We start from the raw sequence: 19798 nt of genomic DNA, 5'->3' as shown, positions 1-19798 counted from the left end.
ACGGTCCCGAGTCGGGTTCAGGCGCACGATGAACCAGATCGCGTGCACGGCCCGGTCGCTGCGGCTCTCCAGCAGGTGCGGGCGGGACGAGTCGAACACCATGCTGTCCCCGGCGCCGAGCACGACCTCCTGGAAGCCGACCTGGCAAGGTCAGCTCACCCTCCATGATGTAGGCGTGCTCGTGGCCGGTGTGCCGCTGGACCCGGCCGGACACACTGGACTTCGCCCCCGGTGGGTAGGCGACCGCGACGGGTTGCCGGCCCCAGTTCGAGGACGGCGAGTTCATCGAGTCCCGTCGTCCCTGAGGGTTCGTGATCTGCTTCTGGCCACCACGCGTCAGGGGCGAAGGTGTGCCCGTATGCATAGCCGACTACGTCGGTGCTGATCTCCACGACGATGGTGGAGAAGCCGGGCCGGGAGGACTCCTCTAGAGGTCTACGAGATGCGGGCGATAGTGAGGCAGGTCGGCTGGAGCGGACGGACGTGAACAGCGGCAGTGCCGTGGCAACGACCTGGCAGGCATCAGTCTGGTTACCTTCGACCAGCAACAAGAGGCCGAGGCGGACGCTGTAGTAGGCGCGGCTGCGCTGGGACTTGAATCATCCATCCACAGCGGATCGCATCGCACTGGCGGCCTGCTCGGGTCGGTGAGGGGGTGTCGTGTACGGGAAGTGGTTTCAGCGTGCGGATGTGCCGGTGGATGTGGTGTATCCGGTGCCGGGTCGAGCGGCGGAGCCGCGTCGCCGCAGGTCCGGGAGGTGTACGGGACGTTGCTGCTGCAGGCCGGGTTGGCCGCCGCCGGCTGCGGTGAAACCTGCAGCGTCGACGAGCTGATCGCACAGGCTGATGAGGTCACCAGGCAGATCGGGGACGGCCCGAACTACCTGCAGGCGAGTTTCGGACCGGCCGCCGTCGACTTCAAAGCGGGGGGACGGTAGTTGGTCGAGGCGGACCGCGTCGTACCGGCTGAGATCCGCTGCCGGCCCTCCGCCCGTACCCTCGTGGCGGAGATTGCCCGGTGCGGGCCGGACACTGCCGGCGTTGCCCGGCTGGCGACGGCGACCGGGCTGACGACCGGCGCCTCACGACGAGGGAACCGCTATGCCCCTTGAACCGGCGGGTTGAGGGTCATGGCGGTTCCCTCGGTGGCGTCGGCCGCCGTGCCGAGTACGCGGATCTGGTCGCCGGGCCGGATGACGCCACCGACCACGACGCGGGCGTAGAGGCCACGCAGCCGGGCCTGGCGACCCTGCTCACTCCAGACCAGCTTGTGCGCGTCCCGCCCGTAGCGGTTGGCGAACTTCGCACACCCGTTGTGCGGTTCGGCCGTCACCTCGATGACCGCCTCGTCGCCGACCGCCAGCCGGGTGCCGGCGGGCAGTGCGTCGGTGTGCAGGTCGAGATCGGCGAAGAGCTGGTCGCCGGCCAGCCCCCAGTGCTGCGGGTCGTCGCCGGCGACCAGCCGGACGAGCCGGGAGTTCATCACGGTGAGCTGCCGATCCGGGTGCGCCGACCCGTCACTGGTCTTCGAGCTGCCGCGCTGCGCCCAGCTGTCGCCCACCAGCCCGTCGGTGATGTCGAGCGTCCCTTCGGCCAGCAGCTCCCGCTCGTCGACGGCTGGCCGGCGGACCACGAGGTCCAACCTGCCGGAGCCGCGTGGGGAGCGGGCCACCTCCGTGAGCCCGGCGGTGAGCTCGGCGGCGGGCAGGTGACGGGGCGCCGTGGTGTGCGCCGTGGGCCGGTCCATGCCCGTAGTGTGCCAGAGCTTTTTCGCGTCGTCGCCTGCTGTCTGGCCGACCGCGTTCCCGCCGACTGAAGCTTCGTGATCGGTTCTGTTTCTTTGTGACCACCTTGCGCCGCCGCGCAGGGCGGCCGGCTGCGGTTACTGGCACCACGATGCCAACCGGGACTACCTGAGGGCGCACCTGGCCCGTGCGGTGTGGTCGATTGTGATCGGACGCGATCGAGTCTGTTCATTCCTGTTATTGACTGGTGTCTTTCGATCGATTTACTGTCGCGAGACCAGCCGTGCATCGGACAGAAACATGCGGTCGGCAGAAGGAGACATTCATGGGACGTGGATCGGCCGTCGCAGCCCTGCTCGTGCTCGGGATGATCGCGCCAGCTCAACTGGTCGGTGGTACGTCTACCGCTGTGGCTGCACCTGCGGCTGCGGCGACCGTCGACATCACCGTGGACGCGAGCCTCGTCGCGGCCGACAACGTCAACGGCCTGACCTTCAAGGGCTTCGGTGTGCTGAGCGCGAACAGCACCAGCGCCGTGCTGATGGACTACAAGGCCCAGCACCCCGAGACCTACGCGCGGCTGCTGCGGGTTCTCTTCGGGGGCGACCGACCCGTCATGAGCCACGTCAAGATCGAGATGGGCAACGACCGGAACAACTCGACCGGACCCGACCCGGCCACCATGCGCCGGGAGACGGAGCCGGCGAACGTGGCCCGGCACCCGGGCTTCCAACTGGCCGCCGACGCCAGGAAGGTCAACCCCGACGTCAAGGTCAGCATCCTGCGGTGGAACGCGCCGGCGTGGGCGAACACCAACGACAAGATCTACACCTGGTACAAGAACACCATCCTGGCGGCCTACCGCGAGTACGGCTTCATGGTCGACTACGTCAACCCCGGGGTGAACGAGCACACGGCCGATCTCACCTGGACCAAGCAGTACGCGAACCAGGTGCGCAGCGACACCACCGGCTACGTCAGCGACGATCCCGCACTGGCCGGCTTCCGTCCCGGCGAGGCGCAGCTCTACCACCAGATCCAGGTCGTCATCTCCGACGAGGTCGGCATCGGCAGCTTCGGCGGCGCGATGGTCGGCGACGCCGAGCTGCGCGACGCAGTCGCGGTGGCCGGCTACCACTACAACACGAACGACGACGGTCAGCAGAACTTCACCCGGCTTGCCGAGCAGTTCGACAAGGAAATCTGGAACAGCGAAGCGCAGGCCACCTTCAGCAACTCGTCCTTCCGACAGAACAACAACACGGCAGACCCGACCGTGCCGGGCACCGGCATCGGCGGCACGGGCAGCGCGCTGGAGATGGCCAACACCATCGTCAAGGGCTTCGTGATGTCGCGGCGGACGCACTTCGTCTACCAACCCGCCATCGGCTCGTTCTTCGAAGGCGGTCAGTACTCCTTCAAGGAGCTCGTGTCCGCCCGCGACCCGTGGTCAGGGTGGATTCACTACGACGCGGGACTCGCCGTGCTGCAGCACTTCACCAGCTTCGCGCAGACCGGTTGGGAGAACGACTCCAACACCGCCGGGGTCTGGCGGGCTGTCCCGCAGGCCAGCGCCTCCACCGCCACCGGCACCAACCCGGTCGTCGGGCGCAACGGTCAGCCCAACTACCTCACCATGGCCGCGCCGGACCGGTCGGACTTCTCGACCGTGATCGTCAACGACTCCGAGTACGCACGGACCTATGAGATCACGCCGGTCGGCTTCGATCTAGGGGTCGACCCGAAACTCGCCGTCTGGCAGACCCGGGCTACCGGCGGCGGCGAGGCGTTCGACGCCAACTACAAGCGCCACGTCGCCGATGCGGTACCCGGCGTCACCGGCGGCTACCAGGTCAGCGTCGAACCATACTCCATCGTCACCGTCACCTCGCTCGACGTCACCGCAGATCCGGAGTGGGCCACGCCGCTTCCGGTCGAGGGCGAGCGCACGGTGCTCGACGCCGACCCGGAGCACGGCGTGCTGTGGGCCGACGACTTCGACTACGTCGGCCGGACCGTGCCGGTGATCGGTCCGGGTGGCGTCGTCACGAGCCAGACCGAGAGCTTCATCGACTCCCGTGGCGGCGACACGGGCGCCATCCCGCTGTACACCTGGGACCGGAACGGTGCCTTCGAGACGGTGCGGACCGGCGACGGGAACAACGTGCTGCGCCAGCAGATCGACCGGGCGACGACCGGTGTCGGCGGTGCCTGGAACAGCGCCGATCCCGTCACCGGCGTCGGTGATCTGCGCTGGACCAACTACCAGGCGGGCGTCGACGTGCGGTTCGACCGGGGCCCGGCGTCGGACAACTACGCGGCCATCGGCGCGCGTTCGACCGGCGGCGGCAGCTCACACAGTCTGAGCGGCACACCCTATGCGTTGCTGCTGGCCTCCGACGGGACCTGGCAGTTCCGCCGTACCGGTAGGACGATCTCCGGCGGGACCGTCGCCGGATTCGACGCCACCGCCTGGCACCGGTTGGCGATCCGGGTCGCCGGTCACCAGATCACCGGCTTCGTCAACGGCGACCAGGTGTTCAGCTGGACCGACGACCTGCCGTACCTGTCCGGTCGCGTCGACCTCGCCAGCGGCTTCCACCACACCCGGTTCGACAACCTGACGATCGAGCGGGTGCCGGGCTACCTGCCGTACTACCGCGAACTCCTCGACAACCTGGAGATGAACGACCTGGCCGACCCGCCGGCCGCCCGGCTCGCCTACAGCGGAGACTGGCGGCACGCCAACGGCGGCAGCATGTACGAGTATCATCGCTCGTCGTCGACCAGTCGGGGGCCCGGTGCCTCCCTCGCGTACACGTTCACCGGTTCCGGGATCGACGTCATGGGAGTCAACGACGGCAGCGCCCGGCTCGACGTGCGGGTCGACGGCGAACTCGTCGCGACGAACCTGCCGACCAGGTCCGTCACCAACTTCCAGCAGACCGTGGCCGTGCGAGGACTGCCGTGGGGTCGGCACACTGTGACCTTTGAGGTGATCGCCGGGACGCTGGTGGTCGACTCGGTCGGTGTCCTGGGGACGCCGGCAACCGAGCCGGCGTCGAGCGATGCTGTCAGCCAGGCGTTGGCGGTAGCCTCGCGGATCGAGCGGACCGAGGACTTCACCGACCGGGACTGGGCGCTGCTGCAGTCCACCATCGCGATGGCCGGTCGTGCGGTGGCTGACCCGGCGGGTTATCGGCTCGACGGGGAGGGCGCCCGGCAGATCGTCTCCCGGCTTCAGGCGGCCAGCTACCCGCTGGCCAATCGGGTGGCCGCGCTGCCGCAGGTCTGGCGGGCGACCTTCCTCGGCCAGGCGCCGGGCGACCTGCCGGCGACGCTGCCCGCCGCGCTCACCGACGGCACCACCCGGGATCTCGCGGTGACCTGGGATCTCGACGGACTCGACGTCAGCCAGGCGTGGACGACGGTCGCCGTCCGGGGCAGCCACGGTGGTGCCACCACGACCGCCTGGGTCGAGGTCGTGCCGCCAGGGCTGAGGTACTTCGCGGACGTCAACGGGACCGCAACCGGCACCCTGGGCTACAACTCGCCGGCCCACGCGGCGGTCGCCGAACTGCTGGGCGACGATCTGCGCAACGGCGCACCCGACCAGGTCCTCGAAGGCGATGCGACCTGGGGCCTCGGGGCGTACAACGCCGCCGGCGACCGTGACATCCGGTACAAGGGGATCGTCGCTGGTGACTACAGCAAGACGACCACCACGGGGGTGTACACGGCCAACCAGGTGGGGGCGATCCTCAGCTACACCTTCACCCTGCCGGCGGGTCGCCACACGATCGTGGCGGGCAGCCACTCCTGGTGGCCCGGCAACAGTCGCGGCTACGACGTGTTCCTGGACTATGACGGTGCTGCGCACCAGGTCGGAGCGCAGGTCACCCTCGACACCGCCACGCCGTCGAGGGTGTTGAGCTACGACATCGACCTGGCCGCGGCCGGACCGGTGACCATCCGGCTGCGGGCGACCAACAACCAGTCGCCGATGCTGTCGTGGGCCGCTGCGGTCGAGGGGGTCTACTCCGTGTCGTACGACGTCAACGGCGGCATCGGCACGGCACCCGAGGCGCGCAATGGTTTGTTGCGGACCGATGCTGGTCTGGACGCGCCGGGCACCGGTCTGCGCAGGCCCGCGTTCGAGTTCGCCGGTTGGAACACTGCCGCCGACGGCAGCGGCACCACGGTGACCGCCGCGACCGAGGTGTCGGCCCTGGCCCAAACCGCGGCGACGCTGTACGCCCATTGGACGCCGGTGGTACCCACCTGGGAGCCGTCGCAGGTTTACACCGAGGGTGATCTCGTGTACCACGCCGGCCGTGCGTACCAGGCCCAGTGGTGGACGAGGAACCAGGTACCGGGTGCCACGCAGCGGGGTGCCTGGGCCGAGCTCGGTGCCTACCAGCACTGCGGCAGCGATTTCTACCCGGAGTGGACGTCGTCGTGGATCTACACCGGCGGCGAGACCGTCGAGCATGACGGGCAGCTGTGGACCGCACAGTGGTGGACGCGGGACCAGCAACCTGCCGCCTCCGGGTGGGGCCCCTGGAAACGGGTTGGTGCCTGCTGATCCCGCTCCGCCCGCCCGTCCCGCGCCGATCATGTCTGCCGGCCCCGGCCAGCTCGTCGACGGCCGGTGTGAGCGCGGTCCGGGCGCGGCGCAGCACCGTACGGTCGTCGAGGGCGATCGCGGCCTGTGCGGTGAGGCACCACAACGCCTCGGCCAACGGGTCGCGCGCTGGGTCCGGGGTCTGCCGCAGCGCCGTCGCCGCGTCGGCCGGCCGGTCCCGCGTCAGCAGCAGGACCGGGCGCGCCCAGGGCCGGTAGCGACCCCAGCCGGTGTCGTCGTCGAAGCGGATCGCCTCGCCGTGCCAGACCAGCAGGCACAGCAGCGCCAGTGGGAGCAGATCCCGTTCACTCTATCGATGTTGCCAGTAGGTGGATCTGTTCGGCAAACGCGAGTATTCGCAGATGCCGGAGACGAGGTGAGGACGCCCTGGAATTGATCTTCGAATTCGGCGTCCCCTTCGTGAAGAATACTCTGATGGTCCAGGTCTCACCGCCGTTGTCGCGCGACCCGTCACGTCGCGCGTCACGCACTTCACCGTAACGGCGGGTTTGAGCGGGCGGTCCTGGGGCAGATCAACCGACTGGACACCGTACGCGAGTGAGAGGAGCCGCAGATGGCGACGACACTGCAGGGCAAACGGGTCGCCTTTCTGGCCGCCGACGGGGTGGAGGAGGTCGAGTACACCCAGCCACGCGAAGCGGTCGAGGCGGCCGGTGCCGCCGTCGAACTGGTGTCGGTCCAGCCGGGCGAGATCCGGGCCTTCAACCACCTGGACAAGTCCCGGACGTACCCGGTGGACCTCACCGCGGACAAGGCGGATCCGGATGCCTACGACGCGTTGGTGCTGCCCGGCGGGGTGGCGAACCCGGACCTTCTGCGTACCGACCCGGACGCGGTCGGCTTCGTCCGGGCGTTCTTCACCGCAGGCAAGCCGGTCGGGGCGATCTGCCATGCGCCGTGGACGATGATCGAGGCCGGGGTGGTGCGGGGCCGCACCATCACCTCCTGGCCGAGTCTGCGTACCGACCTGACCAACGCCGGGGCGACCTGGGTGGACACCGAATGCCAGGTGGACAACGGTCTGGTCACCAGTCGCAAACCGGACGACCTGCCAGCGTTCAGCGCCAAGCTCGTCGAGGAGATCGCCGAAGGTGGGCACTGAGCCTCCTCGGTGGCCATCAATGACCGACGGCAGCCGGTACGGGCGCGTCGTTGAGCCCGTACCGGCTGCCGGTCCGCCGCCGTGAGCCCGGCGGCGCGTCGGTGACCCGCGACGACCGCGGGGGTGGCGTCAGCGCCGGTCCACCGCGCCGGCGGGGGACAGGTGCCGGGCGTACGCCTCGGTGGTGAAGAACGCCGGCAGGTCCTCGCCGAGCGCCGTCTCCTCGACGATCCGGGCCGCCGCCTCGGCGCGGTCGCGGTCCGGACCGTCCCGCCCGTCGACCAGCGCAACCAGCTCCCCGGCCAGGACCGACCGGACTAGGTCCTCGGTGACGCATCCACCGTCGGCCAACGGGGTGCCGTGGTGCAGCCACTGCCAGACCTGACAGCGGGCGATCTCGGCGGTCGCCGCGTCCTCCATCAGGTTCCACAGGGCCACTGCGCCGGCACCGCCCAGCCAGGCATCGACGTACCGCAGCGCCACCGCGACGTTGGCGCGGACCCCGGCCGCCGTCACCTGGCCGGGCGTCTTGTCCACGGCCAGCAGGTCGGTCGCGGTCACCGCCACCTCCTCGCGCAACCGGTCGACCTGGTGCGGACGGTCGCCGAGCACCGCGTCGAAGACCTCCCGGCAGGTCGGCACCAGGCCCGGGTGGGCCACCCAGGAGCCGTCGAAGCCGTCGCCGGCCTCGCGTTGCTTGTCCGCCCGCACCTTGCCCAGCGCGGCCTCGTTGACCTGCGGGTCCCGGCTGGGGATGAAGGCGGCCATCCCGCCGACGGCATGCGCGCCGCGTCGGTGACAGGTCCGCACCAGCAGTTCGGTGTACGCCCGCATGAACGGCACCGTCATGGTCACCTCGGCGCGGTCCGGCAGCACGAAGTCCGGCCACTGCCCGAAGTTCTTGATGATGCTGAAGATGTAGTCCCACCGGCCGGCGTTCAACCCGGCCGAGTGCTCCCGCAGCTCGTACAGGATCTCCTCCATCTCGAACGCGGCGGTGATCGTCTCGATCAGCGTGGTCGCCCGGATGGTGCCCTGCGGCAGGCCGAGCCGGCGCTGGGCGAGGACGAACACGTCGTTCCACAGCCGCGCCTCGCGGTGGCTCTCCAACTTCGGCAGGTAGAAGTACGGCCCGGCGCCGGCGTCGAGCTGCCGGTGGGCGCAGTGGAAGAAGTACAGCCCGAAGTCGACCAGGCTTGCCGAGATCGGCCGCCCGTCCACCACGATGCCCTTCTCCACCAGGTGCCAGCCGCGTGGACGGACCACGATCGTGGCCGGCTCCTCGCCGAGGGCGTACCGCTTGCCGCGCTCGTCGGTGAAGTCGATCCGCCGGTCGAGGGCGTCCATCAGGTTCAGCTGCCCACCGATCACGTTGCGCCAGGTCGGGCTGGTGGCGTCCTCGAAGTCGGCCAGCCACACCTTCGCGCCCGAGTTCAGCGCGTTGACGGTCATCTTCCGGTCGGTCGGTCCGGTGATCTCCACCCGCCGGTCGACCAGCCCGGGTGCGGGCGGGGCGACCCGCCAGGTCGGGTCGGTGCGGATGTGTTCGGTCTCCGGCAGGAAGTCGGGCAGCTGGCCGGAGGCGTACCGGGCCCGCCGGGCGCGGCGGGTGTCCAGCAGCGCCACCCGCCGGGCGGCGAACTCGCCGTCCAGGGCGATCAGGAACTCCAGCGCCTCGGCGGAGAGCACCTCGTCGAACCGGTCGGCCATCGGACCGAGAATCTCGTACCTCACGCGAACTGCTCCTCCTCGGTCGAGCCGCGCAGCGCGGTGGTCTCGCCGGCCGGGTTGAGCACCGTCGAGATCAGGTCGAAGTAGCCGGTACCCACTTCCCGCTGGTGTTTCACCGCCGTGTAGCCGGCCGGTTCGGCGGCGAACTCGCGCTCCTGCAGCGACACGTACGCGCTCATCCCGTCACTGGCGTAGCCGCGCGCCAGGTCGAACATCGAGTAGTTCAGCGCGTGGAAGCCGGCCAGGGTGATGAACTGGAACTTGTACCCCATGTGGCCCAGCTCCCGCTGGAACTTGCCGATGGTCGCGTCGTCGAGGTGCTTGCGCCAGTTGAACGACGGCGAGCAGTTGTACGCCAGCAGCTGGTCCGGGTACTCGCGCTTGATCGCCTCGGCGTACCGGCGGGCGACCTCCAGGTCCGGGGTGCTGGTCTCCATCCACAGCAGGTCGGCGTGCGGCGCGTAGGCCAGGCCTCGGGCGATGCACGGTTCGATACCGTTGCGCACCCGGTAGAAGCCTTCGGCGGTGCGCTCGCCGGTGACGAACGGCCGGTCCCGCTCGTCGATATCGGTGGTGAGCAGGGTGGCGGCCTGCGCGTCGGTGCGGGCGATGACCACGCTCGGCACGCCGGCCACGTCGGCGGCCAGCCGGGCGGCTTCGAGGGTACGGATGTGCGCGCCGGTCGGGATCAGCACCTTGCCGCCCAGGTGGCCGCACTTCTTCTCGGCGGCCAGCTGGTCCTCCCAGTGCACCCCGGCCGCGCCGGCCGCGATCATCGCGGTCATCAGCTCGTACGCGTTGAGCACGCCGCCGAAGCCGGCCTCGGCGTCGGCGACGATCGGGGCCAGCCAGTCGGTCGCCGGGCCGTCCCCGCCGCCCGGCCCGGCACTGTCGGGTCCGGCGCCGTCCGCACCGCTCTCGGCGGTGCTGATCTGCGCTGCCCGTAGCAGCGCGTTGTTGATCCGGCGGACCACCGCCGGCACCGAGTTCGCCGGGTAGAGGCTCTGGTCGGGGTAGGTGTGCCCGGCAAGGTTGGCGTCGGCGGCCACCTGCCAGCCGGACAGGTAGATCGCCTTCAGCCCGGCCCGGACCATCTGCACCGCCTGGTTGCCGGTGAGCGCGCCGAGGGCGTGGACGTGGTCCTCGCTGTGCAGCAGCTGCCACAGCCGCCGGGCGCCGTGCCGGGCCAGGGTGTGCTCCTCGGTGATGGCGCCGCGCAGCCGCACCACGTCGGCGGGGCGGTAGCTGCGCCGCACCCCGTGCCAGCGCGGGTCGGTGTCCCATTCGTGTCGCAACTGATCCACTGCGCTCTGCACGGTCTCCACTGCGGTGTGCATCGTCGTCTCCTTCGGGTGGCGTGCGACCAACGGTCACACGACGCCGGCGACTGGTCGAGAGACGGAAGTAGCCAATTACTGAAAAGTCGTCGGCCCATTTTGCCAACTTGCAAAAGCATCTCTTCGCAGCCCTGCTAATGCTGGCCGGGCGCGTGTTAACGTTGGCGGATCGCAGCCGGGACGAGCGTGGAGGTGAGGGCGATCGCCAAGACCTTCGCCGGTGCCAGACTGCGCCGGATGCGTGAGGACCGGGGAATCAGTCAGACCGAGTTGGCCCGGCAGCTCAACATTTCAGCGAGCTATCTCAACCAGATCGAGCACGATTCCCGGCCGTTGACCGTCGCGGTGCTGATGCGGATCACCGAGGTCTTCGGCGTCGACCCGACCAGCTTCGCCCCGCACGACACCCCGCGACTCGTCGCCGGGCTGCGCGAGGCGCTCGGCTCCCGCACTGGCATCGGCGACCTGACCGAGTTCGCCTCCCGGCTGCCCGAGGTGGCCGAGGCGGTGCTCGACCTGCACCGTCGTTACCAGCAGGCCGACGAGCAGCTCTCCGAGCTCGTCGGTGACCGGGAGCGGGTTGGCCACAGCCCGCACGACCAGGTCACCGAGTTTTTCTACCGGCGGCAGAACTACGTCCCGGCGGTCGACGAGGCCGCCGAGCGGCTGTCCGATCAGATCGGCATCCGCCGGGGCGAGGCGCGGGCGGCGCTGCGGGACCGGCTGGCGCAGCGACACGGCGTACGGATCTCCCGCGACGACGCCGACTCCCTCGGCGGCGAGCTGCACCGCTACCGGCCGCAGACCCGCACCCTGCACCTGTCCACCTCGCTGCGACCCGGACAGGAGGCGATCCGGATGGCCGCGCAGATCGCCCTGCTGGAGTACGCCGACGTGATCGACGAGATCATCGAGGAGGAGAGGTTCGATGACGTCCAGACCCAGATCCTCACCCGGGTCGGCCTGGCGAACTACTTCGCCGCCGCGCTGATCCTGCCGTACGAGCGGTTCCTCACCGCCGCCGAGACCCGTCGCTACGACATCGACCTGCTCGCCGAGCACTTCGCGATGGGCTGGGAAACGGTCTGCCACCGGCTGAGCACCCTGCAACGGCCCCGCTCGCGCGGGGTACCGTTCTCGTTCGTCCGGGTCGACCGGGCCGGCAACATGTCCAAGCGCCAGTCGGCGACCGGGTTCCCGTTCTCCCGTACCGGCGGCACCTGCCCACTGTGGAACGTCTACGAGGCGTTCGGCTCGCCGGGCCGGGTGGTCACCCAGGTCGCCGCGATGCCGGACGGCCAGCGCTACCTGTGGATCGCCCGGACCGTCATCCGCCACCACGGCGGCTACGGTCAACCCGGCAAGGTGTACGCGATCGGACTCGGCTGCGAGACCCGTCATGCCGGTCGGCTGGTCTACTCGGCCGGGATGGACCTGCACGCCGCCGACGCCGCCACCCCGATCGGCCCCGGCTGCAAGACCTGCGAACGGATGACCTGCCCGCAGCGGGCCGCCCCGCCGATCAGCCGGCGGCTCGACGTCGACGAGAACCGCAGCACCTTCATTCCGTACCCGCTGCGGGACTGACCCGTACCGCCGGGGGACCGGACGGCGTGACCGCGCCGTCCGGTCCCGCAGCGGACACGGCGCAGATTCAGGAGACCCCGATCCGCTGCCACTGCTGGTTGCCGCCGGTGCCGCAGGTGTACTGGATCACCCGGGCGCTGTCGGCGGTGGAGTACCCGGCGACGTCGAGACACTTGCCGCTGTGCCGGGCCACGATCCGCTGGTAGCCGGAGCCCGCGTCGACCAGTTGCCACTGCTGGTCGGTGCGGCCCGGCTGGCAGGCGTACTGGGCGACGGCGGCGTGGTCGGCGGTGGAGCCGTTCGACACCGTCAGGCAGCGGTCGCTGTGTCGGGCCACCAGCTGGTGGTAGCCGGTACCCAGGTCACGTAGTAGCCAGTGCTGGTTGCCGCCGTTGTGGCAGCCGTACTGGGCGACGCCGGCGCCGTCCGTAGTGGACTCGTTGAGCACGTCGAGGCACTTGCCGCTGTGCCGGGCCCGCAGCGTCTCGTAGGCGTACCCGCCGCCGACGCCGGTGACCTGCCCGGTCGCGGTGTCGATACTGATCTGTGGATGCCAGGCCATGCTCAGCGACGTGTTCGACGGGAAGGTCAGCGGTAGCCAGACGTAGCGGGACTCGTTGACCCGGCCGCCCCAGGCGCTGGCCCAGCGGTCACCGAGGTACAGGTACGAGGTGGTGGCGGTGCCCTGCACCGGCAGGACGTAGGCCGGCTGCGAGCCGTAGGTGATGCTGTCACCGAACGTGGTCGGGGCGGTCCAGGTGCCGGTGATGCTGTAGGCGGTGGCGTACCGGGCCTGGTTGGGCTGCCAGCCGGTGGCGCCGGAGGTGACCAGGAAGTAGACGCCGTTACGTTTGAACATGGCCGGCGCCTCCCGGTAGTTGCCCGGCCACAGGGTCTGCACCAGGGCGGCGACGCCGGTGTAGTCGGGGGTCAGCCGGTAGATGTTCAGGTCCGCGTTGACCCGGGTCGAGGAGATCAGGTACGCGGTGCCGTCGTCGTCGCGGAACACGGTCATGTCCCGCGAGTCGTACCCGAGCGGCCGGAAACTGCCCAGGTACGTGTAGTCGCCGTCGACGGTGTCGGAGGTGGCCACCGCCACCCGGGCCTGGCCGTAGTCGACGCCGTTCTCCCAGTGCATCCAGAGCACGTACTTGCCGGTGGCCGGGTTGTAGAGGATCTTGGGGCGCTCGATGTTGGCGACGGCGAGCTCCGGGCTGCTGGACTGTCGCAGCACGTGGTTGCGCAACTCCCAGGTGCGCAGGTCGGTTGACCGGTAGACGGAGACGTACCGGAAGGTGTGGTCGTCGTGGCGGTTCTCACCGAACCAGTAGTAGTACCCGCCCACCTTGATCATGCCGCCGCCGTGGGCGTGGACGCCGGCGCCGGTGGTGTCGGTGAACTGGGTGGCATTGGTGACGGTGACCGGTGCGGCGGCGGCCGGTGCGGCGGCGAGCGCGAGCGCGGCGACCAGCATGAGCGGGACGGACAGGGCGGCGCAGGCGGTGCGGACCAGGCGCCGCCGCCAACGGCGGGGGTGTTCCCCGGGGCGGGGTGCGGCAGGCATCGGCTGCCTCCTTCGGGGTGGCCGGATGTGGCGTCGCGGACGTACGGCACCACGTGTGTCGATCCAGACTAGGCGTAAAAGCGATATGAATCGATGGCATGGCTCGCCGGTCACCTGTGGATCGTCGTACCGTCGTACCGAGCACTGAGCACCGACACACTGGATACTCGACACTCTGTTGTCGACCCCGACCCCGACCCCGACCCCGACCCCGACAGGAGCACCCGGTGTCCGACGTCCCGAAGACCGCGACCACGGCCGAGCCACTGCACCCGCTGCTCGCCGACCGGTGGAGCCCGCGCGCCTTCGATCCCGAGCACCGGCTCACCGACCGGCAGCTGACCGCGCTGCTGGAAGCCGCCCGCTGGGCGCCCAGCTGCGGAAACAGCCAACCCTGGCGGTTCGGCGTGGTCCGCCGTGGCGATGCCGGCCACGCCAGCCTGCTCGACGCGCTCGACCCGGGAAACCGGGTCTGGGCGCATGCCGCCGCCGCGTTGATCGTGGTGGCCGCGCAGACCGTCGCCGACAGCGGCGCGACCCGCCCGTGGGCCGCCTACGACACCGGGCAGGCGGTCGCGCACCTGTCGATCCAGGCCCAGCACGAAGGGCTCGCCGTGCACCAGCTCGGCGGCTTCGACGCCGAACGGGTCGCGGCGCTGCTGCCCACGGCGGCGCTCAACCCGCTGGTCGTCGTCGCCGTCGGCCGCCGGGCGGCCACCATCGAGCTCGACGAGCCGCTCGCCACGAGGGAGCGCGCCGCCCGGCACCGGCTGCCCGTCGCCGACCTGCTGCTGTCGGTACGCCCGGCGTCGGTGCCCGACCCGGCGTAGCCGTCACCCCGGTTGACCTGGGTGGCTAGCATTTCGCGGGACCGGTGCGCCGAGCTGGCCGAGCCGGGCGCCGACTGAGATCTGCGGAAGGGGAACCGTGTCACGGGTCCAACAAGGTATACGCAACGCCGCCTACGCGATAGCTGAAGGTAACGATCCTCGCCAGATGGCCATGGCCGAGCTGCGCCGCCGTGGCGGTGCCGTGACCGGTGGGGCCGGTGGGGCTGGCGGCGGTCAGCCGGTCGAGGACGGGATGGACCCGGTCGACTTCCCGGCGGCCCGCGACCTCGGGGGCAGCATCGACACCGTCATGGAGCAGCGCCGGGTGCCGCTGGACGACGCGGGTGAGGTGCTCAACCGCAGTGAGCAGCGGCGCGGCGAGGGCGGGGCGGCGCACGTCATCTGCCCGATGGTGATTCCGCGCGGTCGTTCGCTGCTCACCATGCTGCCGGTGTCGCTGCTGCTGGTGCTCGGCGTACTCGGCTCCGCGGTGGTCGCGGTCGCCGGCGGCAACCTGTTACTCAACCCGCTGTTCGGTATCCACTACTGGGTGCTGTCGCTGTTCGCCGTCGGCTTCGTCTGGTGGCGCCAGGGCATGGTGATGGTGCCGGACGGCTGCGCCGCGCTGATCACCCGGTTCGGCAAGCTGGAGCAGGTCGTCGGCCCCGGCCGGGTGATCCTGCTGAACCCGTGGAAGCGGGTGTCGTACATCGTCAACACCACCCGCGAATACCCGTTCAACGCGCCGGTGCGCGAGGCCCCGACCAAGGGCGGCGTGAAGGCGTCCATCGACCTGTTCATCCAGTTCCGGATCAGTGACCCGGTGGAGTTCGTCTACACCCTCGGTGCGGTCCGCGGCTTCGAGGAGAAGCTCAGCAACGCGGTCAGCGAAACCATCCGCAGCCTGATCTACGAACAGCAGGCCGCCGACATCTACAACATGGTCGGCGAGGACACCGGCCGCCTGCTGGAGCAACTCAACCAGCAGTTCCTCCCGGCGGTCGAGCTGACCAACGCCAACATCACCCACGCCGAGCCGTCCGACCGGGAGTACCGGATGGACCTCGCCGCGCCCGAGATGGTGCGGGTCGCCAAGGACGCCTACACCCACCAGTACGCGTTGCAGCTGCGCAAGGAGCAGGACGAGGGCGACCTGACCAAGGAGCTGGCCACCCTGCACGAAACCCTGTCCGGCATCCAGGCCGAGATCGCCCAGTACCAGGCGCAGATGGACACCGCGGTCGAGCGGGAGACCAACCGCGCCGAGGCGCTCGCCCGCCAGCGGTACGTGCTGGCCGAGTCCGAGGCACGGGCCAACGCCGCCCTGCTGGAGGCGCAGGCCCTGGACATCCGGGCGGTCACCGCCGCCGAAGCACCGGAGATCCTCGACTACCGCTACCAGCGGGAGGTGCTCGACACCCTGGAGGAGGTCGCCGACCACCTGCCCCGGCTGGTGCGCATCGGCGGCTCCACCGACCCGGACGGCGCGGTGGGCGTGGACCTGCTGAAACTGGCCCGCGAACTGGTCGGCGAACGAGGTGCCGAACTGTTCAGCGAGACCGACATGGCCACGATGCGCACCCGGCTGACCGAGGTCGCCGCCCGGATCGCCGAACGCGAGCCGGAGATCGCCGCACTGCGCGAGGCCGACCAACCGACCGTTCCGGGCACCGACGCCGGCGTTTCCCTGGCCCCCGGTGCGCCGGAGCCGACCGACGACGAGACGGAGGCACAGCGGTGATGAGCAAACTCAGCGGCGGCAGGTCGGTCATCTCCGAGGCGGTGGCACCGTGGAGCGAGCTCGCCCAGCTGCTGCGCGGCGGTGACGCGGGCAGCCTCGTACCGGTGGTGATCCCCAAGCACCGGCGCCGGCTCGGCTGGATGGTGCCGCTCTGGCTCGGTCTGCTCGCCCTGCTGTCCGGCGTGATGTTCACCCTGAACGGGGCCGACGGGCTGGTCGGCGCCGCGTACGGCGCCCTCGCCACAGCCAGCTATCTCGCTGGCGTGGCGCTGCTGCTGCTCGGCGCGCTCTGGTGGTGGCGGTCGTCCATCGTGGAGATTGAACAGGGCACTCATGGGGTGCTGACCCGCTACGGTGCGGTCGTGCGCACCCTGGAACCGGGCCGGCACTACCTGTGGCATCCCTGGTCTCGGGTCGACTTCGTCGTCGACGTGGCCACCGAGATTCCGTACTCGGCGCCGGTGATGGCCTGCCCGACCCGGGAGAACGTGCCGCTGCGCTCGATCGAGTTCTTCATGAAGCTGCGGATCACCGACGCGGTGCTGTTCGTCCGGGCCATCGGCGCCGGCAACTTCGACCTGGTGCTGTCCAGCGCCGTGCAGGACGCCATCCGGCAGCGGGCCCGCCAGGTGCAGACCGAACGGGCGTACGACCTGCGTGGCTCCGACGTCGCCGACATGCAGGAGCTGCTCAACCGGCAGCTGTCCCGCTACGGCGTGCGGATCACCGGCTGCAACATCCCCGACGTGCAGCTGCCCACCCAGTACCAGCAGCACCTGGCCACCCGGGAGCGGGTCGCCAAGGAGCACGCCGCGTACGAGCAGGAGTGGGGGCTGACCCGCAAGCGGCGCATCGACAGCCTGCAGATGGACATCGAGCGGGCCAAGAAGGTGCGTGACGCCCGGTTCGTCGAGGTCAAGGCGGCCCTGAACAAGGCCCGTGAGCAGGTCGCGCAGCTGTTGGAGGAGCAGGAGACCAACGCGCAGCGGGTCCGGTTCGAGATCGAGACCCGGGGCCGCAGTGGGCTGATCGCCGCCGAGAACGAGGCCAAGGCGCAACGCCGGCTGGCCCAGGCGTACCGGGACAACCGGGCGGTCCTGCAGTACGAGCTGGCGCTGCGCCGGCTGGAGGTGGGCGCTGCGCTCGCCGGCAAGGCCCCGCAGCCGGTGGTGGTACGCACCGACGGTACCGGCGGCGGGGACGTCTCGGCACTGTCCACCCTGCTCACCGCGCAGTTGCTGCCGCGTACCGTTGCGTTGCCGGCCCGCGGCGCCGCCGCGAGCGCAGACGACGCCGACTGACAGACCCGATCGACTCGCGATCGGCGTGACCGGGCGGTCGGACCGGAAACGGTCCGCCCGCCCGGTGGCTCGGGATCAGGCGAGGGCGGCGCTGATGTTCTCCGCGTTGGTGCGGAACACCGTCAGCAGGTCCAGGTCGTCACCGGGGTAATTGATGATGTCGACCCTGGCGGCCCCTTCGACGTCTGGGTTGGCTCCGGGCAGGTGCGCGTTGGCCAGCACCACGGTCGGCTCTGCCGCAGTCAGTTCGGCCAGTTGGCTCGCGGTGACCGGCTGCGGGCCGTAGGTACCGGCGACCTGCAGACCGGCGAACTCCGCCCAGTACGCGATGAACAGCTGGGCCACCGCCGTTCCCGGCTCCGGCGCGGCCGTCTTGACCTGCTCGGACAGCTCCGCGTAGGTGCTGTCGAACTCGGCGAGCCAGGCGGTGGCCGCGTCGGCGGTGCCGAACAGCGCACCGAGCCGGTTCACTTCGGCGGTGATCGCAGCGGGAGTGTTCTCCAACTGTACGGCGATCAGCTCCGCGTCGCCGCCGGCAGCTTCGGTCAGCCGGTCGGCGAATCCGTCGAACTCGGCATACAGCACGTAGTCGGCGTCGGCGACGGCGGCCAGGTCACTGGGCTTCGGGTCGTAGTCCGGCGGATGCTGCACGTTGGCCGGGGCGATCACCGTGATGTCGGCGACCCCGGCGGCCCTGGCCAGCGCGCCGACCCAGGTGGTGGAGGCGACGATCGCCGGCCCGCCGGCCGGGGGGCCGTCGGCGTCCGGCGCGGTCTGGCCGGCGTCAGTGCTGCCACACCCGGTCGCCGACAGGGCGAGTGTGGTCGTCGCGGTCAACGCGACGACGGTTCGTGACCAGCGCATGCAGTGCTCCTTCAGGGATGAGATAGGTGAGCAGGGTCAGGGTGCCGGCCACCAGGACCAGGACGGGGCCGGGTGGCTGGTCGAGCAGCAGCGCGGCGGTGAAGCCGACCGCGTTGCCGAGTACGCCGAAGGCGACCGCCCAGGCGGCCATCGAGGTCAGCGACCGACCGAGGTTGCGGGCGGCCAGGGCCGGCAGGATGGTCAGCGCGTCGACTAGCAGCGCGCCGGTGAGCCGGATGGAGGCTCCGATCGCGACCGCCACGACGATGAGCAGCGCGAGCATCAGGCCGCCGGCGGCCACACCGGAGCACAGCGCCAGTTCGCGGTCGAACAGCAGCAGTGCCAGCTGCCGCCGGTATCGCCAGAACAACAGGTGCACGGCGACGGCGAGGACCGTCAGCACGACCAGGTCGACGTCGCGGGTGGCCAGGATCGACCCCCACAGAAGCTCGAACGCACCGGTGGCGTTCACCCCGGACACCGACAGCACCAGCAGCGCGGTGGCGATCGCGAAGGTCATCAGCAGGCCCATCGCGCCGGGCAGCCCGGCCGGCCGGCGGGCCAGCGGGGCGACTCCGGCACCGGCCAACCCGCAGGCCACCAGCCCGCACAGCATCGGGTCGAGCCCGACGAGCAGACCGACGGCGATGCCGAGCAACGCCACGTGCATGATCGCGAACCGGACGGCGATGATGTCCAGACCGACGATGAACACCCCGACGATCGGCAACCCGACGGCGGCGACGGCCAACCCGATCGCCGACCGCTGGACCGCCGGCAGGGCCAGCAGCTCGAGGAAGTGCTCCACCTGGTCAGACCACCCGTAACGTGCCGGCGGCCATCTCGGCGACCCGGTCGCAGGCACGGGACATCGCCCGGTCATGTGAGACGACGATGACGGTGACCGGCAGCCCGGCCAGCAGCCCGGCGACCTGTTCCTGACCGCCGAAGTCGAGCGCGGCGGTCGGTTCGTCGGCGAGCAGCGCACGGGCCCCAGCGGCGACCGCGCCGAAGGCCCGGGCCAGGAACACCCGCTGCAGTTGCCCGCCGGAGAGCGTGTGCAGTGGCCGGTCGTCGAGACCGCCGACACCGAGGGCGTCGGCCGCGTCGGCGGCGGCTGCCGGTGCGCCGCCGCTGGCCAGCAGTTCCTGGACCAGCAGCGGGAAATGCCCCGGGGTGAGCCGCTGCGGCACCCAGGCCACCTCGCGGCGTCGTCGTGCCCAGCCGTCGCGGCCAGCCGCGAACACGCCGTCGACCAAACAGGCACCAGCGGCCCGCTGGTGCAACCCAAGGAAAGTGATCAGCAGCGTTGTCTTGCCGTAGTCGTTTGGTTCCGTTCACGCAACATGGT

General features: G+C 70.3%; 13 protein-coding genes and 1 pseudogene. 7 read left to right on the top strand and 7 right to left on the bottom strand.

Annotation, left to right across the window (positions count from 1 at the left end; genetic code table 11):
• Nucleotides 1-758: 758 nt before the first annotated feature.
• Nucleotides 759-938, top strand: a complete 180-nt coding sequence (locus tag ACXAHD_RS12795) for a hypothetical protein (protein WP_281554250.1) — start codon at nucleotides 759-761, stop codon at nucleotides 936-938.
• A gap of 161 nt (nucleotides 939-1099) precedes the next feature.
• On the opposite strand, the gene ACXAHD_RS12790 is transcribed toward ACXAHD_RS12795, so the two are convergent.
• On the bottom strand, nucleotides 1100-1747 hold the full coding sequence (locus ACXAHD_RS12790) for an MOSC domain-containing protein (protein ID WP_281554251.1): 648 nt from the start codon (nucleotides 1745-1747) through the stop codon (nucleotides 1100-1102).
• A 323-nt stretch (nucleotides 1748-2070) separates the two neighbouring features.
• Between ACXAHD_RS12790 and ACXAHD_RS12785 the strand changes: the two genes are divergently transcribed.
• On the top strand, nucleotides 2071-6330 hold the full coding sequence (locus ACXAHD_RS12785) for a carbohydrate-binding protein (protein ID WP_475050708.1): 4260 nt from the start codon (nucleotides 2071-2073) through the stop codon (nucleotides 6328-6330).
• A 613-nt stretch (nucleotides 6331-6943) separates the two neighbouring features.
• Complete coding sequence (locus ACXAHD_RS12780) at nucleotides 6944-7492, top strand: type 1 glutamine amidotransferase domain-containing protein (RefSeq protein ID WP_289212601.1); 549 nt, start codon at nucleotides 6944-6946, stop codon at nucleotides 7490-7492.
• A 129-nt stretch (nucleotides 7493-7621) separates the two neighbouring features.
• On the opposite strand, the gene aceB is transcribed toward ACXAHD_RS12780, so the two are convergent.
• Both aceB and aceA read right to left on the bottom strand, forming a co-directional pair.
• Nucleotides 7622-9226 carry a malate synthase A gene (gene aceB, locus ACXAHD_RS12775; RefSeq protein ID WP_475050704.1) on the bottom strand — a complete coding sequence of 535 codons (1605 nt, stop codon included), beginning with the start codon at nucleotides 9224-9226 and terminating at the stop codon, nucleotides 7622-7624.
• Entirely contained in the window at nucleotides 9223-10560 is a 1338-nt protein-coding gene (aceA, locus tag ACXAHD_RS12770; RefSeq protein WP_281554256.1) for an isocitrate lyase, read from the bottom strand. The genes aceB and aceA overlap by 4 nt, the downstream gene beginning before the upstream one ends.
• Nucleotides 10561-10752: 192 nt before the next feature.
• Between aceA and ACXAHD_RS12765 the strand changes: the two genes are divergently transcribed.
• Entirely contained in the window at nucleotides 10753-12147 is a 1395-nt protein-coding gene (locus tag ACXAHD_RS12765; protein ID WP_281554257.1) for a short-chain fatty acyl-CoA regulator family protein, read from the top strand.
• A 67-nt stretch (nucleotides 12148-12214) separates the two neighbouring features.
• Here ACXAHD_RS12765 and ACXAHD_RS12760 read toward each other — a convergent pair whose 3' ends face one another.
• Nucleotides 12215-13711, bottom strand: a complete 1497-nt coding sequence (locus ACXAHD_RS12760; protein ID WP_281554258.1) for an RICIN domain-containing protein — start codon at nucleotides 13709-13711, stop codon at nucleotides 12215-12217.
• 227 nt (nucleotides 13712-13938) lie between these two features.
• On the opposite strand from ACXAHD_RS12760, the gene ACXAHD_RS12755 reads away from it, so the two are divergent.
• The 3 genes from ACXAHD_RS12755 (at nucleotide 13939) to ACXAHD_RS12745 (ending at nucleotide 17583) form a co-directional block, all read left to right on the top strand.
• The gene (locus tag ACXAHD_RS12755; RefSeq protein WP_281554259.1) at nucleotides 13939-14541 is read left to right on the top strand and encodes a nitroreductase family protein; all 603 of its coding nucleotides are present in this window, start codon (nucleotides 13939-13941) and stop codon (nucleotides 14539-14541) included.
• Between the two features lie 166 nt (nucleotides 14542-14707).
• Nucleotides 14708-16282, top strand: coding sequence for an SPFH domain-containing protein (locus ACXAHD_RS12750; RefSeq protein WP_281554260.1), 1575 nt, complete (start codon nucleotides 14708-14710; stop codon nucleotides 16280-16282).
• Nucleotides 16282-17583, top strand: a complete 1302-nt coding sequence (locus tag ACXAHD_RS12745; protein ID WP_281554261.1) for an SPFH domain-containing protein — start codon at nucleotides 16282-16284, stop codon at nucleotides 17581-17583. Before ACXAHD_RS12750 ends, ACXAHD_RS12745 begins: the two co-directional genes overlap by 1 nt.
• Before the next feature lie 75 nt (nucleotides 17584-17658).
• Here ACXAHD_RS12745 and ACXAHD_RS12740 read toward each other — a convergent pair whose 3' ends face one another.
• From ACXAHD_RS12740 to ACXAHD_RS12730, 3 genes and pseudogenes are all read right to left on the bottom strand, one after another.
• Nucleotides 17659-18447 carry a metal ABC transporter solute-binding protein, Zn/Mn family gene (locus tag ACXAHD_RS12740; RefSeq protein WP_281554262.1) on the bottom strand — a complete coding sequence of 263 codons (789 nt, stop codon included), beginning with the start codon at nucleotides 18445-18447 and terminating at the stop codon, nucleotides 17659-17661.
• Entirely contained in the window at nucleotides 18368-19255 is an 888-nt protein-coding gene (locus ACXAHD_RS12735) for a metal ABC transporter permease (protein ID WP_281554263.1), read from the bottom strand. The genes ACXAHD_RS12740 and ACXAHD_RS12735 overlap by 80 nt, the downstream gene beginning before the upstream one ends.
• Before the next feature lie 4 nt (nucleotides 19256-19259).
• A pseudogene (locus ACXAHD_RS12730) lies at nucleotides 19260-19763 on the bottom strand (ATP-binding cassette domain-containing protein); the annotation flags it as partial.
• Between the last annotated feature and the right edge of the window lie 35 nt (nucleotides 19764-19798).

The organism is Micromonospora sp. ABR4_055, from assembly GCF_056160425.1.
Note: the sequence above shows the minus strand (reverse complement) of the source record. Positions and strands in the feature narration are given on the sequence as shown.